Source organism: Rhizobium phaseoli (assembly GCF_003985125.1).
Classification (GTDB): Bacteria; Pseudomonadota; Alphaproteobacteria; order Rhizobiales; family Rhizobiaceae; genus Rhizobium; species Rhizobium phaseoli.
On record NZ_ML133570.1, the window covers coordinates 266,260 to 282,553 of the forward strand.

Below are 16,294 nucleotides of genomic sequence, written 5' to 3' on the forward strand. Positions count from 1 at the left end.
CCCGTGTTCTGAGGAGTGGATAGGCCAGCCGCCCGACAAAGGCAACCGGCCGAGATGTTACTGTGACAAGGTGGTCTTGGCGGACGAGACCGTCGCCTCGATATGGTCGACCAGCTGATCGGCAAGGCCGAGCCGGCCGGCGAGCAGATCGAGATAACCACGCTCGGCGCGCGAATTCGGATCGATGGTGAGCCGCGAGGCAGTATAGAGCTCGACACGCTGTTCTTCCGTCACCGCCGCGGCGACGAGCGCATCGATATCGGTCGGCGACGCGAGTTCGCGCTCGATGAAGGCGGCAGCCTCGCCGCTGACGTCGGCGGCTTTGATCTTGTCCATGATGAGGGCGCGCTCGGCATCGTCAATATGGCCGTCAGCTTTGGCGGCGGCGATCATCGCACGGATCAGCACCAGCACGAATTCGTTGCTGCCGGCCGGCGACGCCGGCCCGAAACCGGATTCGGCCGGCGGTGGCAGGAGAACCGGATTGTTCGCCGAGGGCGCATCCGAGGGAGCCGCAGGCGCCTGTCCCGCCTGATAATTCTTGTAAGCCTGGTAGCCGAGGCCGGCAATGGCGGCAAGACCACCGATCGCCAGTGCATTGCCGGCGATGCTGCGACCGGTCTTGGTGCCAAGAAGCACGGCTGCGATCGCGCCGGTCTTCATTGGATTGTTCTTTGCCGTCTGCACGGCCTCGTCTGCCCTGTCGCGGACCGAACCGCCCAGACCCGGCACCTGCGAACCCAAGAATTGGTCGAGAAGCTTCTTTGCGTCGAACATTCCTCGTCATCTCCCTGTTGAGGCTGGAGGAGAACATAGGTTTGCGACGGCTGAAATACAAATACGGGAGCGGGCTCGACCCGCTCCCGTCGAAACTCAAGCTTTGAGCGCTGCCGCTTCTGCCGCGAGCTTGGTGATCCCCGCCCAATCGCCGGCAGCGACCAGTTCCTTCGGCGCCACCCAGGAGCCGCCGACGCAGATGACGTTCGGCAGCGACAGATAATCATTGGCATTTTTCAGCGAAATGCCGCCGGTCGGGCAGAACAGCGTGCCGGCAAGGGGTGAGGAAAGCGCCTTGAGATAGGCAGCACCGCCGGCCTGCTCGGCAGGGAAGAATTTCAGCACCTGGTAGCCTTCCTCTCGCAACGCCATGACCTCGCTGGCGGTGGCAGCTCCCGGAAGCAGAGGCACGTCGGAATCGGCAGCGGCATCGAGCAGTTCCTGCGTCGTGCCCGGGCTGACGATGAACTTGGAACCGGCCTCGACGGCGGCTTCCCAGTGCGCGGCATTCAGGATCGTACCGGCGCCGACCTCGGCGCCCTCGACCTCGGCGGCGACGGCGCGCACGGCCTCGAGGGCGGCCGGCGTGCGCATGGTGATCTCAATTGCCTTCAGGCCGCCCGCGACGAGTGCACGGGCCAGCGGCACCGCCGACTTGGCATCATCGACGATCAGGACCGGGACAACGGGCTGGAGTTTCAGGATGGAAAGGAGTTTCTCTGTTTTCTCGCCCATGGTCGCACGACCTCCTTGAAACGATTGAAATTGTCTCCCGAATAACGCCACCGCCGGACCTTGTCGAGATAAAACCAGGCCGCATGTTAAGATGGGTAGGAAATGCGTGGAAATTGGTCTACCGTGCAGTGATCGTCACAAAAGGTTCACTGATTATGGCGAAAGAGATCGAGCGGAAGTTCCTGGTACGCGCCGATGGATGGCGGTCCGCCGTCGAAACGAAGTCTGTTCTCAGGCAGGGTTACATTGCCTCGATGGACGATCGTTCCGTCCGGGTGCGCACCCTCGACGGCAGGAATGCGAAGCTGACGGTCAAGATCGGTCGCAGCGCCATCACTCGTGACGAATTCGAATATGACATTCCGATCGCCGATGCCGAAGAGCTGCTGCAGAACGCAATCGGCGTCGTCATCGAGAAAACGCGCTACCGGGTTCCGCATCAGGGCTTCATCTGGGAGGTCGACGTCTTTGCCGGCGAGCACCGCGGACTTGTCATCGCCGAGGTCGAGATGACGTCGGAGACCGACGACCCGGCCCTGCCCAGCTGGCTAGGCCGCGAGGTAACCGGCGATTTCCGCTATTCCAACCAGGCCCTTGCCACAGAATATGGGCACCACAGGCATGGCCTATCGCATACGGCCTGACGCCGATTTCACCCGCGAATTCCACAGCGTTGCGAAGGAGCAGTTGGCTGAAGCGGTCACAGTTCTCGAGGAGAGACCGGATGGCGCGCATGAGGCGATCCATTCCTTTCGCAAGAACCTGAAGCGGCTGCGCTCGCTCTATCGGCTCGTAGCCCACGAGGTGCCGGATTTCCAGGCCCGTGAGAATGAACGCCTGCGCGACGCAGCCCGGTCGCTTTCGCCGATCCGGGACGCCAATGCGCTCGTCGGCACCGCCCAGTACCTGCAGGCAACGGCTCGCGAGGAAGAAGAGAACGAGGCGCTCGGCCGCATCGTCGCCATCCTCGAAGGGCGCCGCGACTGGATGGCAGAAGCCGAAAGCGGCCTGGAACAGAGACTGGTGGAAATCTCGGACGCTTTGAACGAGGCGATCGGTTGCCTGGATGAGGTGTCCTTCGCCGGCGGCCATCGCAAGAATGCCCGCATGCTGGGCAAAAGCTGGCGTCGTACCGCGCGGAAGGCGAAGGCTGCCCTTGGCGCCTGCCACGGCGAGGCATCGGCCGGCGATTTCCACGACCTGCGCAAGCGCACGTATGACTACCGGCTCTATCATTCCCTCCTGCGCGACGTCTGGCCGGGCGCGATGCAGGCCAAACGCGATGCGGCCAAGGAGCTTGTCGAGGATCTCGGCCACATCCACGATCTCGCCGTACTCTCTGAACTGGTCGAGGCAGAACCCCAGCTCTTCACCCGCAACGATGATCTGGCCCACCTGCTCGACGCCATCATCTTCCGCCAGCAGGAAGACCGACGGCAAGCGCTCGTCACAGCCGAGGCCGTCTTCGCCGACGATCCAGACGAGGAAGCCGAGCGTATCGAACTCCTCTGGCTGACGGCCGCAGGTTGATGAGGCCATTTGGGAAGGCAATTGCGCCGCTCGCCGATTTTCTGTATTTCCCGCGCATGACCGACAGCCTGACACACACCGGCCCGTTCCTCGTAGCGGCGCTCTACCATTTCGTTTCCGTGCCGCGCTTTGCGAGCTTGCAGGCGCCGTTGCAGGCGCTTTGCGAAGAGAACGGCGTCAAGGGAACGCTGCTTCTGGCGCATGAAGGCATCAACGGCACGATCGCGGGACCGGATGCCGGCATAGGCGCCGTGCTCGCCTTCCTGCGTGCCCAGCCGGAATTTGCGGGCCTGGAGCACAAGGAAAGCCGGGCGTCGAAAATGCCTTTCCTGCGTCTGAAGGTGAAGCTGAAGAAGGAAATCGTCACCATGGGCGTCGAAGACATCGACCCCAACAAGGTGGTCGGCACCTATGTGGCGCCTCAGGACTGGAACGCGCTGATTTCCGATCCCGATACGATCGTCATCGACACCCGCAACGACTACGAAACGGCGATCGGCACGTTTCGCGGCGCGCTCGACCCGAAGACAAAGACGTTCCGCGAATTTCCGGATTGGGTGCGCGGCAATACCGGCCTGCACAACAAGCCGAAGATCGCCATGTACTGCACCGGCGGCATACGCTGCGAGAAGGCAACGGCCTTCATGAAGGCTGAGGGCTTCGACGAAGTCTATCATCTCAAGGGTGGCATTCTGAAATATCTGGAGGACGTACCGCAGGAGGAAAGCCTCTGGGACGGCGCCTGCTTCGTGTTCGATGAACGCGTCTCCGTTGAGCATGGGCTGAAGGAAGGTGAGCACCGGTTGTGCCACGCCTGCCGCAACCCGATCACTTCAGAGGAAATCACCTCGCCGCTCTACGAGGAAGGTGTTTCCTGCAGCCACTGCTATCACACGCGCTCGGAAGAAGACCGGCTTCGCTACCGTCAGCGGCAGCATCAGATCGCCCTGGCAAGAAAACGCGGCAGGCGGCATATCGGCAGTTGAGCCTGTTCCTGTCGGACGGGCTTGCGGTCTGCGAATTTCTCTGTCAGGCCGCGCCGAGACGGCGCCGGGTCGACGGCGCCGCAGCACGAAGCTCGTTGAGCATGTCGGTAATTCGCTCGGCCACCATGGGTTTTCCGAACAAGTAACCTTGCAGGCAGTCGCAGCCGAACAGGCGCATGGCGACCGCCTGTCCCTCGGTCTCGATGCCTTCGGCTGTCACCGGGATATCGAGCGAGCGGGCAAGCGCCACCGTCGCCTGCAGCATTTCGCGCTGGCGCTTGTCCTCGTTGACGCCCATGACCAGCGAGCGGTCGATCTTGATGCGGTCGAAGCCGAACTGCCGGAGATATCCGATCGAGGAGAAGCCGGAACCGAAGTCGTCGAGCGCCACTTTCACTCCCAGCCCCTTCAGCCGTTCGATCGACTGGCGGGTACGCTGCGGATTCTGGATCATGTAACCTTCGGTGATCTCCAGCGTGATGCGGCTGGCTTCGATCTCCGTCTGCTTCAAGACGTAGCGCACATAGTCGGTGAAGGCGGGATTGCGGAACTGACCGGGCGAGACATTGACCGAGACGTTGAGTTCCGGCCATTGTTTGGCCGTCTCGCAGGCTTTGCGCAGCACGAACAGGCCGAGCGATTCGATCAGGCCGCTGGTCTCGGCGATCGGAATGAATACTTCGGGCGAAACCGGGCCGTGGCCCGGGCGGTTCCAGCGCACCAGCGCCTCGACGCCGGTCAGCGCCTGCGTGGCTGCATCGACCAGTGGCTGATAGGCGAGCGTCAGGTCGCCGCTTTCGATGGCGATCCTGAGATCGAGCTCCAGCGCATTGCGCTGCTCCCGGTCCGCATCCATCGACGGATCGTAAAGCGTCATGCGCGCGCGGCCAGCCTCCTTCGCCTTGTACATGGCCAAATCGGAGCGCCGCACCAGTTCTTCGCGGTCGATTGCGCCAGCAGGCGACATGGCGATACCGATGCTGGCGCCGACGACGACGACGCGGCGGCCGATCTCCAGCGGTTCGACGAGGAAATCCAGGATCTGCTCGGAAAGCTGTAGCGCGGCGGCATTCTCGCCATCGGAGAGAAAGGCGATCGCAAATTCATCGCCGCCGATGCGGGCGAGCACCGCGCCTTGTGGGATCAACACCTTGAGCCCGGCCGCGACCGCCCGGATCAACTGGTCGCCGGTGCCGTGTCCATAACTGTCATTGACTTCCTTGAAACCGTCGAGGTCGAGGTAGAGGAGCAGCACGTTGCGCTTGCTCTGGCGGGCTTCGGCGACGAAGCGGTCGACAGCGAGCCCGAGGCCGTCGCGATTGGACAACCCGCTCAGCCTGTCGCGCAGCGCCTCCTCGCGGGCGCTGTTTTCCTCCGCCTTCAGGCGGCGGCCAGCGAGCCAGCCGATGGCGAGCAGCACCATGAAGAACATGCCGACCAGACCGAGAGCCTCGATGACCATCGGCCGCACCTGGGCATAGGCCACATCCCCCGGTGAGCGCGAGGTCCAGACGAGCTTGCCGAGCGTTGCCCCGAGCGGATCGACGATGGACACGAGATAATCGGCTTTGAACGTTGCCGGCGCCAGCCTCAATCCGCCGATAACATAGGTCTGGCCGAGCGCGCTCACCCGGTCGTCATCGAGATGGCGGGCGAAGATGAGATAGCGGTGTTGGCCGGCGGGCACGTCGAGCGCTCCGGATTTTTGCCGTACCAGCGCCACGCCGGCAGCGGCAATCCCCCGTTTGGTGCGGACGAAACCGACGGCCTGCGGCCTGTCCGCCGAGCCGGCCGCTTTGACCGTGTCGAGCAGCTTCCAGAGAGAAGGCGCGAAGAAATCTGTGAGCGACTCCTCCATCGGCTTGCCATCGCGATAGGCGATGATCGAATTCTTTGTATCGTCGATGACGATCGCCATATCGAAAAGCGAGCTGTTGACCGACATCTCGCCATAATTGCTGACCGTCCACGCCATTCCGTCAGGTGTGTAAACGTTGGCGGCGGCGTCGTCCCAAGCGGCATAATCGTCGAGCGTCGCCCCGAGTTGATCCTCGAAGGTCTTCAGCGCGCCGACCGTCGTTTCACGCGAGCGCTCGTCATCAAGGACATTGGCATTTTCAGCGACGCGTTCGATTGCTGTCAGCACCATGATGGTTGCGACCGCGACAATGACTGCAAAGGAGAACAAGACACCAGTAACGGTGATGTGACGGCCTACTCCCAATCCCCTGCCCTGCAATTTTCCGAGTATCTGCATTATCGCTCCCTGACCATCCGACTTTGCCAGCCAAGGGTTCAGAAACGTTTAAGCAACCGTCTGTTGCAGATTTCGTCGGCCTATTTTTTGCCGCCGGTCCAAGCCGACCGTGCGGCGCCGGCAGGCGTCGCGTTCAGAGCTGACTCGGCTTGTGATTGCCTTTCGGAAATTGTGCCGCGAGGTCGCGATACCATTTGCCGCTCTTCTTCACCGTCCGCAGCTGTGTCTCATAATCGACATGGACGAGGCCGAAGCGCATGCGGTAGCCTTCCGCCCATTCGAAATTGTCCATCAGGCTCCAGGCGAAATAACCGCGCATCGGATAGCCGTCCTTGATGAGGCCGGCCACGACATCGAGATGGTCGCCAAGATAGTCGAGGCGCATCGTGTCTTCGACCTCGCCATCGGCGACACCTGTGTTGTCGCAGGCACCGTTCTCGGTGATGTAGCATTCCGGCAGATCGTAGCGGCGATAGAGATCCTCGACGAGGCGCTTCAAGCCCGGCGCATAGATTTCCCAGCCGATGTCGGTCTTGACGTCGCTTGCCAGCGGCACTTTCACGGTCCAGGGAAAATCGCCCTTGCGGTCGGCATCGTCGGCCACGCGCTCCGGAGTGTAATAGTTCAGACCCCACCAGTCGAGCTTCTGGCTGATCAGCTTCATGTCATCGTCCTCGACGACAGGCATGCGGTCACCCAGCGCCTCGACGAATGCCTTGGGATATTCGCCCTTGAAGACCGGATCGAAGAAGGCGCCGTTGTGGAACTGATGCGCGCGCTCGGCGGCGGCGAGGTCGGCAGGGCTGGTGGAACCGGGAATGATCGACGCAGCGTTGAGCACAAGCCCGACCGGCACGTTCGGGGCCTCCGAACGGATCGCTTCGACGCCGAGACCGTGGGCGAGGTTCATATAATGCATGGCGTGAAGGGCGGCCTGCATGTTGCGCTCTCCCGGCGCATGGATGCCGTAGAGGTGGCTGAGCCAGACGATGCACCAGGGTTCGTTGAAGGTCGCGACGGCGTCGAGACGATCGCCAAGGCGGCTGATCACCGTCTTGGCATAGCGCTGGAAGGCATAAGCGGTTGAGCGTGCCGTCCAGCCGCCGTCACCGGCAAGCAGCAGCGGCAGATCCCAATGGTAGAGCGTCGCGAAGGTCTTGATCCCGCGCGCCTTGCAGCCGTCGACGAGCCGGTCGTAGAAATCGAGGCCGGCCTCGTTCACCGGACCCGTGCCGTCGGGGATGATGCGCGGCCAGGCGATCGAGAAGCGATAGGCCTCGACGCCCATCTCCTTGATGAGATCGAGATCCTGCTCCAGCCGGTTATAATGATCGCAGGCAACGTCGCCATTATCGCGATTGTGGACGCGCCCGGGCATGTTGCAGAAAGCGTCCCAGATGGATGGCTTGCGCCCATCGGCCCTGCCGGCACCTTCGATCTGGAAGGCGGCGGTGGCGACGCCAAAGGTGAAATCGCCGGGAAAGCGGTCTGCAAGCGTCTTCGCATCGATCATCTGTAAATTCCCGTCTCTCAGCGTGTGAATGGATCGCTTAAGCCGGATTTAGCCAAGCCGGAAAACAAAGTACAGGTCCGGCAGCAGAAAACTGCAACGTTACAGTGAGCCGTGAAGCGGTGGCGTCTGCAGCATTTCGTCGCGTTCCACCGCCGCGATCTCCGACGCTGACCGCTCTCATAACGCGAACGTCAGAAGTCGTGACTTGCCGCCGCGCCCGCGATCACCGACACAGCCAAGACACCGCAAATATGAAAGGAATCCGATGCTGTCTTCGATCCATCTGCTGCAGCCGCACCTGCTGAGCCTGCTGCGTATCATCTCGTCGCTCGTGCTGTTCAGCTACGGCACGCAGAAGATCCTGCATTTTCCGGCCGCGGCAAGCGTGCCGCCGATGGGCTCGCTCTCCTGGATTGCCGGGCTGATCGAACTCACCCTCGGCTTTCTCGTCCTGATCGGATTCCAGACCCGCATCGCAGCCTTCGTACTGTCGGGCCTGATGGCCTTCGCCTATTTCATCGGCCATGCGGGAAAAAGCTTTTATCCCGCGCAGAATGGGGGCGTCGCGGCAATCCTGTTCTGCTTCGTATTTCTTTATCTGGTGGCGGCAGGCGCCGGACCGCTCAGCGTCGACGGCCTGATGAAGCGCAACCGCGCTGCGGCCTGACGAAGGACGGACAAGCCGAGGCAGCCAATGGCCGCCTCGGCGTTTTCGCAGACTACGCCTGATTCCAGGCGCGGATCGCCAAGCCTCAGAGCTTGACCCAGGCGCCGTTTTTCTTGGACGAGGCGACACAGGCCTCGACAAAGGCCACACCCTTCACGCCATCGTCAACCGTCGGATAGACCACCGCCTTGTCGACCGCCTTCCCCTTCTTGTGGGCATTGATCGCATGCGCGGCTTCCGTATAGATCGTCGCGAAGGCTTCGAGGTAACCTTCCGGATGGCCTGACGGCACGCGCGTCACACGGCCGGCGGCCGCTCCGGCGCCAGCGCCGCCACGGGTGATCAGCCGCTTCGGCTCGCCGAACGGCGTGTACCAGAGGTAGTTCGGATCCTTCTGCGTCCATTCCAGCCCGCCCTTGCTGCCGTAGACGCGCACCATCAGGCCGTTCTCATGGCCAGGTGCTACCTGGCTGCACCAGAGCATGCCCTTAGCCGGCTTCTCCGAGTCCTTCGGCTTGAAGCGCAGCATCACATGGGCATTGTCGTCCAGCCGGCGGCCGGGCACGAAACTGTCGAGATCGGCGGCCAGGCTGTCGAGTTCCAGGCCCGTGATGAAGGAAGCGAGATTATAGGCATGCGTGCCGATATCGCCTGTGGAGCCGCCGACGCCGGACTGGGCCGGATCGGTGCGCCAGGCCGCCTGCTTCTGACCGGTGTGTTCGACGGCTTCGGTCAGCCAGTCCTGCGGATACTCGGCCTGGACGACCCTGATATCGCCGAGTTCGCCGTTGGCGATCATCTCGCGCGCCTGGCGGACCATTGGATAGCCGGTGTAATTATGCGTCAGCACGAAGAGCGCGCCGCTCTCGTCGGCGAGCTTTTTCAGCTTCTTCGCATCGGCAAGGTTCGATGTCAGCGGCTTGTCGCAGATGACATGGATGCCGCGCTTCAGAAATTCCTTGGCCGCATCGTAATGCACATGGTTCGGTGTGACGATCGCCACCGCCTCGATGCCGTTCTTCAGCTTCGCCTCGCGGATCGCCATTTCGCGGTAGCTGGAATAGGTCCGCGACGGATCGAGGCCGAGGTCGCGGCCGGACTGCACGGCCTTGTCAGGTGTCGACGACAGCGCCCCGGCGATGAGATCGTACTGATCGTCGATGCGGGCCGCGATCCGGTGCACCGCACCGATGAACGCGCCGGCGCCGCCGCCCACCATGCCGAGCCGGATGCGCGGCTCGCGGGTCTGTTCGGATGATGCTTCGATTGCCATTCTTGTCCTCCTGAAATTGAACTTGGTGCGGATGGGCCCCTCATCCGGCTGCCGCCACCTTCTCCCCGTTCTGACGGGGAGAAGGGGATATGCCGCGACCTCTCCGTCCCTCGCTAACGTCCCGCAAGGCACTCCCCGTCAGAACGGGGAGAGTGTTAGGGGAGGGGCAGCCTCGCAACGTGCCTTATGTCAGAGCCCCAGCATCCGCCGGTTCGCCGCCTGATCGGTGCCGCTGCCGGCGAAGTCGTCGAAGGCCTTTTCGGTGACGCGGATGATGTGTGCAGCGACGAACTCGGCCCCTTCGCGGGCGCCGTCCTCGGGATGCTTCAGCGCGCATTCCCATTCGACCACGGCCCAGCCGTCGAAATTATTGGCCGTCATCTTCGAGAATACCGCACCGAAATCGACCTGGCCGTCGCCGAGCGAGCGGAAGCGGCCGGCCCGTTCCACCCAGCCCTGATAGCCGCCATAGACGCCCTGGCGCCCGGTCGGATTGAACTCCGCATCCTTGACGTGGAACATCTTGATGCGGTCCTTGTAGATGTCGATATTGTCGAGATAATCGAGGCACTGCAGCACGTAATGCGAGGGATCGTAGAGCATGTTGGCGCGCGGATGGTTCTTCACCCGCTCCAGGAACATCTCGAAAGTGATGCCGTCATGCAGGTCTTCACCGGGATGGATCTCGTAGCAGACGTCGATGCCGTTTTCGTCGGCATGGTTGAGGATCGGCGTCCAGCGACGGGCAAGCTCGTCGAAAGCGGTCTCGACCAGACCGGCGGGACGCTGCGGCCAGGGATAGATGAACGGCCAGGCGAGCGCGCCGGAAAAGGTCGCATGCGCCTTGAGGCCAAGGTTTTTCGATGCCGTCAGCGCCATCTTGACCTGCTCGACCGCCCATTCCTGGCGGGCCTTGGGATTTCCGCGCACTTCAGGAGCAGCAAACCCATCGAAGGCTTCGTCATAGGCCGGATGAACGGCGACGAGCTGGCCTTGCAGATGGGTGGAGAGTTCGGTGATCTCGATGCCGTTTTCGCGGGCCTTGCCGGCGAATTCGTCGCAATAATCCTTGGATGTCGCGGCCTTCTTCAGATCGATCAGCTGGCTCGCCCAAGTCGGCACCTGAACGCCCTTATAGCCGATATCGGCTGCCCATTTGGTAATGGCGTCCCACGAATTGAAAGGCGCGGCATCGCCCGCGAACTGGCCAAGGAAAAGGCCGGGACCCTTGATCGTCTTCATGTCAGATTCCTCCCTGAATATCGACCGTAAACGTTTCTGGAAACTTTGTAGCACGCAATTCGGCGGGCGCAAGGCGCCTTTTCGCCCTCGCTCGCGGATCTGGCGTGAGCCTGGATGCGATGTGGCTGCGAGCTAATCATGATGGGCTTTGGCGGGCAAGAGGTACGTGCAGCATTTTCGGCTGCATGCCATCGAAAGACAGATATGCGCCCATTCTTTCGAATGGGCGCATATCTCCGATCGCGATCAGAACGGCGAATCGGGGAAGTAGAAGTTCTTGGCATTGTCCTTGGTGACGAGCGTCGCATCGAGGATGTAGTTGCCATGAACGGGGACCTGGTCGTAGAGCGCGGCCGCCGTCAGTTCCATCGCCGTGCCGACCATTGCCGGCGGATAAAGAACGTCGACCGGGATCAGTTTGTCGCCATCCATGACCTTCTTGACCATGTCCTTGGAGCCGGCGCCGGCGACGACATACTGGATGTCGGTGCGCTTGGCCTGCTCGATCGCCTGCAGAACGCCGACGGCCATGTCGTCGTCCTGGCACCAGACGACGTCGATCTTCGGGTACTTCGTCAGATAGTCCTGCATGACCTTGAAGGCGTCGTCGCGGTTCCAGTTGCCATACTGGCGGTCAAGCACCTTGACCTTGGAGCCGGCAATGCCCTTGTCGAAACCGTCCTGGCGCTGCTGGTCGATCGGAATCGGCAGGCCGCGGATGACGACGACTTCGGCATCCGGCGTCTTTTCAGCAATGTATTTGCCGGCGACTTCGCCGAGCGCCGGGTTGTTGCCGGCGACATAGAGGTCGCGCACGGAGTTGTCGTTGTTCGATGGTGCCCGGTCGACAAGCGCCACGAACTTGCCCTTGTCCTTGACTTCCTTGATGGCGTTGACGAGCGGATCCGGATCCGACGGCAGGATGACGAGCGCGTCGATGCCCTGCGTATCGAGGTCCTGCACGGCGTTGGCCTGCGTCGCAGCATCCGGCGAGGTCTTGACGATGACGTTGAGGCCCGGATGTTCGGCCATCAGCTTCTTGGCAATACGCTCGGCATGGAACACAACGCCAGAAGTCCAGCCGTGATCGGCGGCCGGAATGGACACACCGATCGTGTAGTTCTTGTCCTGGGCGTAGGCTGCGCCGGCAAAAGCCACCCCCGCAACGGCCAGACCCAACATGAGCTTGCGCATGCTTATTTCCTCCCAAAAATATCAGGGACTTGTCCAATCCGAGCCGGGTGCCCTGTGAAGCCCGGCCAATCCGAGAACCGTCTGACTTTATGATTTGCGCACCAGCGACCGCTGCACCAGCATGGCGATGATGATGATCGCACCCTGGATCGCGCCGATGAGATACTCGCTGATGAAGTTCGACAGCAGCATGATGTTGCCGACGAGTTCGAGAATGAAGGCGCCGCAAATCGTGCCCCAGACACGGCCGGCGCCACCCTTGAGCGCCGTGCCGCCAACGACGACGGCGGTAATCGCCTGCAATTCCCACAGGATGCCGGTCGTTGCCGAGGTGGAACCGAGACGCGGCACGTAGAGAAGCACGGCGATCGCCACGCAGAGGCCTTGGATGACGAACGCAATGGTGCGCACGCGGTTGACGGCGATGCCGGAATAGCGCGCGACGTCGCTGTTCGAACCGACGGCCACGACATGGCGGCCGTAACGCGTGCGGTAGAGGATGAAGGCCGCAATCGCGGTGACGACGAGGATCACCACGATCGGAACCGGAAGACCGAGGATATTGCCGAAATAGGCTGGCCGGTAGAGCGTCTGGATGTCGCTCGAACGCAACGTGATCGCGCCGCCCTGAGACAGCCAGGTGGTCAGGCCGCGATAAATGCCCATGGTGCCGAGCGTGGCGATGAAAGGTTCGATTTTTCCGACGGTGGTGATGAGACCGTTGGCGAGGCCGCAAAGCGCCCCCGCAATGACCGTGAAGACCACAGCCGCCGTCAGCATCAGCACCGGGTCGGCAATGACGCCCGAATTGATCAGCAGGATCATCAGGCTGGCGACGAAGGCCACCATCGAGCCGACGGAAAGATCGAGGTCTCCGGCGGAGATCACGAAGGTTGCGCCGACGGCGATAATGGCGATGAAAGCGCAGCGTGTCGCGACGTTGGCAAGATTGGTGATGCCGATGAAATTCGGATTGACCAGTGCGCCGACGATGAGAAGCAAGGCCAAAGCGGCAAAAGGTGCAACTGCGCGCAGATCAACGTCACGCCAGGACCTGCGCCGGATTTCCCTGGTCTCCTCGTTCACACTCATGTCCAAAACCAACCTCCCGTCCCAGACTGCCTGGGCATGTTATTTATTGTCCGTGTCGGCAAAGTCCCGTCCGCTCAGGTCTTTGTCTTATGCATGTCTCCCGAACCGCGGCACGCTGTCGGGGCGACATGCATCAGGCCGCCGCCTTCTTCTTGAGGCCGGCGGCGTAGCGCATGATCTCCTGCTCGGAAATCTCGTCGCCTTCGAGCACGCCGACGATATGTCCCTCGCGCATCACCACCACCCGCGTGCACAGGCCGATGACCTCGGGCATCTCCGAGGAAACGACAATGATCGACCGGCCGTCGCGGGCGAGAGCCGAGATGAAATGATAGATCTGCTGCTTGGTGCCGACGTCGATGCCGCGCGTCGGCTCGTCGATGATGATGATATCAGGCTCGGTCTCCATGACCTTCGCCAGGAGCAGCTTCTGCTGGTTCCCGCCGGACATGCGGCCGGCAATGATATTGCCGTCGCGAACCCTGATGTCGAAGCGGCGCTTGGCCTTCGCCAGCGCAGCCGCCTCACTGCCGGGACTGAGATAACCGTGGCGAGAATGCCTTCCGAGCGATTGCAGCGTCAGATTGGTCATCATGCCGGAGCGCAGCAGCAAGCCCTTCGACTTGCGGTCCTTGGTCATGTAGGCAAGCCCGCAGCGATTGGCCGCATGCACATCGCCGGAGGGAACGTTTTGTCCCTTGATGACCACGTCACCCTCGAGGCGGCTTCGCAGGCCGGCGATCGCCTCCATCAATTCGGTGCGGCCGGAGCCGATCATCCCGGAGAAGCCGATAATCTCGCCCTTGCGCACCTCAAAGCTCGCATCCCTGACATAATCGGTCGACACTGAGGAAATGCGCAAAACGACCTCCTCGTCGACATCCGGCTCGACTTTGGCGGGATAGAGGCTGGAAAGCTCGCGGCCGACCATCAGCTGCGCGATCGATTCCCCATCGAGAATTGATGTCGGCGACGTCTTGATCCACTGGCCATCCCGCAGCACCGTCACCCGATCCGTCAGCTCCATTACCTCGTCGAGCTTATGGGAGATGAAGACGAAACTGGTGCCCTGGTCGCGCAGCTTGCGGACCTGCTTGAAGAGCATATTGGTCTCTTCCCGCGACAGGACGGCCGTCGGCTCGTCCATGAAAACGACGCGCGCATCGCGGCTGATCGCCTTGGCGATCTCGACCATTTGCTTGTCGGCGATGGAAAGCGTGCTGATCAGCGCGTTCTCGTCGACATGCGAACCGAGCACGTCGAGCACCTTGCGCGTCTCAGCGCGCATGTATTTGCGATCCAGTACACCAACACGCGTCACCTCACGCCCGAGAAAAAGGCTTTCCGTCACGGTCAGGTGGTCGGCGAGATTGAATTCCTGGTGAATGATGACGATACCGAGTGCTTCCGCCGCGCCATTGGGCGGCAGCACGACAGGCTTGCCGTCGAGCAGGATTTCGCCGGAGCTCGGCTGTTCGAAGCCCGACAACACCTTGACGAGCGTAGACTTGCCGGCGCCGTTCTCACCCATCAGCGCATGAATTTCGCCGGCGCGAAGATCGAAGTTCACGCTGAAGAGGACCTGCACGCCGCTGAAGGATTTGCATATACGCCTTGCGGACAGCACCACAGGCGCGATGTCGGCGATCTCCACGGTCATCATGCCTCCCCCAGAAGCGCCTTGCATCCGGCAGCACGCGCCGGCAACGCTCCATCATCTTGAACTAGCGCAGATTCTGCTTCTGAAAACCGTCTCCGACTTTCAGGCGCGTGCGCTTGCGGCTCCCGTCCGCTTCGGGACTTTATGTAAACCTTTACATACGGCATGTAAAGGTTTACATCGTGGATTTACGCAGATCCGTCGAAGCCCGCCTTTGACCTGTCGACAAGTCTGTGTAGTGTCGCGGCGAAGACAGCCCCAAGGCAGAGCCCAGTGTCGAATTCCACGCCCGCAACAATCGAAGACGTCGCCCGGATTGCCGAAGTCTCCATCGCAACGGTTTCGCGGGCGATTCACACGCCGGAGAAGGTTGCCAACTCCACGCGGCTTAAAGTCAACCAGGCGATCGCCGTCACCGGCTACACCACCAACGCCATGGCGCGCAGCCTCAGGCTCGGCCGCTCCAACATGATCCTCGTGGTGGCGCCCGATATCGGCGACCCCAATTTCTCCAATATTCTCGTCGGCCTGGAGAACGAGGCCCGCGCCCATGGCTACGGCGTCCTGATCGGCCACACGCAGAACGATGCCCAGCGCGGCCTGGAATATCTGAAATTCTTCAACTCCAACCAAGCGGCCGGGCTGATCCTTTTCACCGGCATCCTGCCCTTCGGTCATCAGACGATGACCGCGCGGCTGCCGCCGAGCGTCGGCGTTTTCGAACCGGTCTTCAACGGCGGCATTCCCTATGTCGGCGTCGACGATAGCGAAGGGGCGCGAAAGGCGGTGGATCTGCTGCTGGCCGAAGGCCATCGCAAGATCGCCTTCATCGGCGATTCCCGCACCCGGCTTGCCTATGTCAGACGCCGCATGGGTTACGATGCCGGCCTCGATGCTGCCGGCATCCCGCCGGATCTCAGGATCGTGCTCGAAGGCGACGGCACGATCGAAAGCGGCCGGCATGCGGTTGAACAGCTTTTCATGCGCGACACGCTTCCGACCGCCTTCATGTGCGTGAACGATCAGACGGCGATCGGCGTCATGGTCGGGCTCGGGGCGCGTGGCTACGACATTCCACGCGATTTCTCGGTGACCGGTTTCGACGACGTGCCGCAGGCCGTCTTCATATCCCCGTCGCTGACAACGATCCGCCAGCCGCGAACGGCGATCGGCAAACAGGCCATGGCGCTGCTGTTGGAACTCTTGTCCGATGGCCGCCCGGCCGAGACGGAAATCCTGCTGCGGCCGGATCTGGTGGTTCGCAACTCCGTCTCCGCACCGTCGCGCCAATGGTTGAAGCGCTGAAGACGCGATAATAGCCGGCTACAAAGAGCTGCGCCGGCGACCGCTCGCCGCCGGCGCGCTTTA

14 protein-coding genes are annotated in these 16,294 nt (G+C 61.9%); 5 read left to right on the top strand and 9 right to left on the bottom strand.

The genetic code is table 11. The features are described 5' to 3' along the window. Positions 1–57 precede the first annotated feature (57 nt). Both EFD56_RS13095 and EFD56_RS13100 read right to left on the bottom strand, forming a co-directional pair. Complete coding sequence (locus EFD56_RS13095) at positions 58–777, bottom strand: tellurite resistance TerB family protein (RefSeq protein WP_126905470.1); 720 nt, start codon at positions 775–777, stop codon at positions 58–60. A gap of 96 nt (positions 778–873) precedes the next feature. Then, positions 874–1,512 (bottom strand): 2-dehydro-3-deoxy-phosphogluconate aldolase, encoded by a 639-nt coding sequence (locus EFD56_RS13100; RefSeq protein WP_004677971.1) that lies wholly within the window; start codon positions 1,510–1,512, stop codon positions 874–876. Positions 1,513–1,667: 155 nt separating this feature from the next. On the opposite strand from EFD56_RS13100, the gene EFD56_RS13105 reads away from it, so the two are divergent. Genes EFD56_RS13105 through trhO form a run of 3 tightly spaced genes read left to right on the top strand, consistent with a single transcriptional unit; the run spans position 1,668 to position 4,028 of the window. Continuing rightward, positions 1,668–2,156: a CYTH domain-containing protein gene (locus EFD56_RS13105; RefSeq protein WP_029532240.1), complete on the top strand. Its 489-nt coding sequence runs from the start codon at positions 1,668–1,670 to the stop codon at positions 2,154–2,156. Continuing rightward, a complete protein-coding gene (locus EFD56_RS13110) occupies positions 2,134–3,042 on the top strand; it encodes a CHAD domain-containing protein (protein WP_126905471.1) in 909 nt (302 codons plus the stop codon). The genes EFD56_RS13105 and EFD56_RS13110 overlap by 23 nt, the downstream gene beginning before the upstream one ends. A 56-nt stretch (positions 3,043–3,098) precedes the next feature. Further along, positions 3,099–4,028, top strand: coding sequence for an oxygen-dependent tRNA uridine(34) hydroxylase TrhO (trhO, locus tag EFD56_RS13115; RefSeq protein WP_126905516.1), 930 nt, complete (start codon positions 3,099–3,101; stop codon positions 4,026–4,028). A gap of 43 nt (positions 4,029–4,071) precedes the next feature. On the opposite strand, the gene EFD56_RS13120 is transcribed toward trhO, so the two are convergent. Together EFD56_RS13120 and EFD56_RS13125 are read right to left on the bottom strand one after the other, a co-directional pair. Continuing rightward, positions 4,072–6,285 (bottom strand): putative bifunctional diguanylate cyclase/phosphodiesterase, encoded by a 2,214-nt coding sequence (locus EFD56_RS13120; protein WP_064828473.1) that lies wholly within the window; start codon positions 6,283–6,285, stop codon positions 4,072–4,074. Between the two features lie 133 nt (positions 6,286–6,418). Further along, entirely contained in the window at positions 6,419–7,798 is a 1,380-nt protein-coding gene (locus EFD56_RS13125; RefSeq protein WP_126905472.1) for a GH1 family beta-glucosidase, read from the bottom strand. A 265-nt stretch (positions 7,799–8,063) separates the two neighbouring features. On the opposite strand from EFD56_RS13125, the gene EFD56_RS13130 reads away from it, so the two are divergent. Beyond that, entirely contained in the window at positions 8,064–8,465 is a 402-nt protein-coding gene (locus EFD56_RS13130) for a DoxX family protein (protein WP_126905473.1), read from the top strand. Between the two features lie 85 nt (positions 8,466–8,550). On the opposite strand, the gene EFD56_RS13135 is transcribed toward EFD56_RS13130, so the two are convergent. The 5 genes from EFD56_RS13135 to EFD56_RS13155 all read right to left on the bottom strand — a co-directional run bounded on the left by EFD56_RS13135 (position 8,551) and on the right by EFD56_RS13155 (position 14,926). Next, positions 8,551–9,738, bottom strand: a complete 1,188-nt coding sequence (locus tag EFD56_RS13135) for a Gfo/Idh/MocA family protein (protein WP_126905474.1) — start codon at positions 9,736–9,738, stop codon at positions 8,551–8,553. Positions 9,739–9,927: 189 nt separating this feature from the next. Next, the gene (locus EFD56_RS13140; RefSeq protein ID WP_003566650.1) at positions 9,928–10,980 is read right to left on the bottom strand and encodes a sugar phosphate isomerase/epimerase family protein; all 1,053 of its coding nucleotides are present in this window, start codon (positions 10,978–10,980) and stop codon (positions 9,928–9,930) included. Between the two features lie 246 nt (positions 10,981–11,226). Then, positions 11,227–12,174, bottom strand: coding sequence for a substrate-binding domain-containing protein (locus EFD56_RS13145; protein ID WP_004677988.1), 948 nt, complete (start codon positions 12,172–12,174; stop codon positions 11,227–11,229). An 87-nt stretch (positions 12,175–12,261) separates the two neighbouring features. Next, entirely contained in the window at positions 12,262–13,266 is a 1,005-nt protein-coding gene (locus EFD56_RS13150; protein WP_004677990.1) for an ABC transporter permease, read from the bottom strand. A 133-nt stretch (positions 13,267–13,399) separates the two neighbouring features. Beyond that, entirely contained in the window at positions 13,400–14,926 is a 1,527-nt protein-coding gene (locus EFD56_RS13155; RefSeq protein WP_126905475.1) for a sugar ABC transporter ATP-binding protein, read from the bottom strand. Positions 14,927–15,199: 273 nt separating this feature from the next. Between EFD56_RS13155 and EFD56_RS13160 the strand changes: the two genes are divergently transcribed. Next, positions 15,200–16,231, top strand: a complete 1,032-nt coding sequence (locus tag EFD56_RS13160) for a LacI family DNA-binding transcriptional regulator (RefSeq protein WP_064819009.1) — start codon at positions 15,200–15,202, stop codon at positions 16,229–16,231. The last annotated feature ends 63 nt before the right edge of the window (positions 16,232–16,294 follow it).

Bases quoted from the DNA above. Each gene is read 5' to 3' on its own strand.
- EFD56_RS13100 (WP_004677971.1), bottom strand. From the start codon at position 1,512: ATGGGCGAGAAAACAGAGAAACTCCTTTCCATCCTGAAACTCCAGCCC.
- EFD56_RS13130 (WP_126905473.1), top strand. From the start codon at position 8,064: ATGCTGTCTTCGATCCATCTGCTGCAGCCGCACCTGCTGAGCCTGCTG.
- EFD56_RS13150 (WP_004677990.1), bottom strand. From the start codon at position 13,266: ATGAGTGTGAACGAGGAGACCAGGGAAATCCGGCGCAGGTCCTGGCGT.
- EFD56_RS13135 (WP_126905474.1), bottom strand. From the start codon at position 9,738: ATGGCAATCGAAGCATCATCCGAACAGACCCGCGAGCCGCGCATCCGG.
- EFD56_RS13110 (WP_126905471.1), top strand. From the start codon at position 2,134: ATGGCCTATCGCATACGGCCTGACGCCGATTTCACCCGCGAATTCCAC.
- trhO (WP_126905516.1), top strand. From the start codon at position 3,099: ATGACCGACAGCCTGACACACACCGGCCCGTTCCTCGTAGCGGCGCTC.
- EFD56_RS13140 (WP_003566650.1), bottom strand. From the start codon at position 10,980: ATGAAGACGATCAAGGGTCCCGGCCTTTTCCTTGGCCAGTTCGCGGGC.
- EFD56_RS13155 (WP_126905475.1), bottom strand. From the start codon at position 14,926: ATGACCGTGGAGATCGCCGACATCGCGCCTGTGGTGCTGTCCGCAAGG.
- EFD56_RS13120 (WP_064828473.1), bottom strand. From the start codon at position 6,285: ATGCAGATACTCGGAAAATTGCAGGGCAGGGGATTGGGAGTAGGCCGT.
- EFD56_RS13125 (WP_126905472.1), bottom strand. From the start codon at position 7,798: ATGATCGATGCGAAGACGCTTGCAGACCGCTTTCCCGGCGATTTCACC.
- EFD56_RS13145 (WP_004677988.1), bottom strand. From the start codon at position 12,174: ATGCGCAAGCTCATGTTGGGTCTGGCCGTTGCGGGGGTGGCTTTTGCC.
- EFD56_RS13095 (WP_126905470.1), bottom strand. From the start codon at position 777: ATGTTCGACGCAAAGAAGCTTCTCGACCAATTCTTGGGTTCGCAGGTG.
- EFD56_RS13105 (WP_029532240.1), top strand. From the start codon at position 1,668: ATGGCGAAAGAGATCGAGCGGAAGTTCCTGGTACGCGCCGATGGATGG.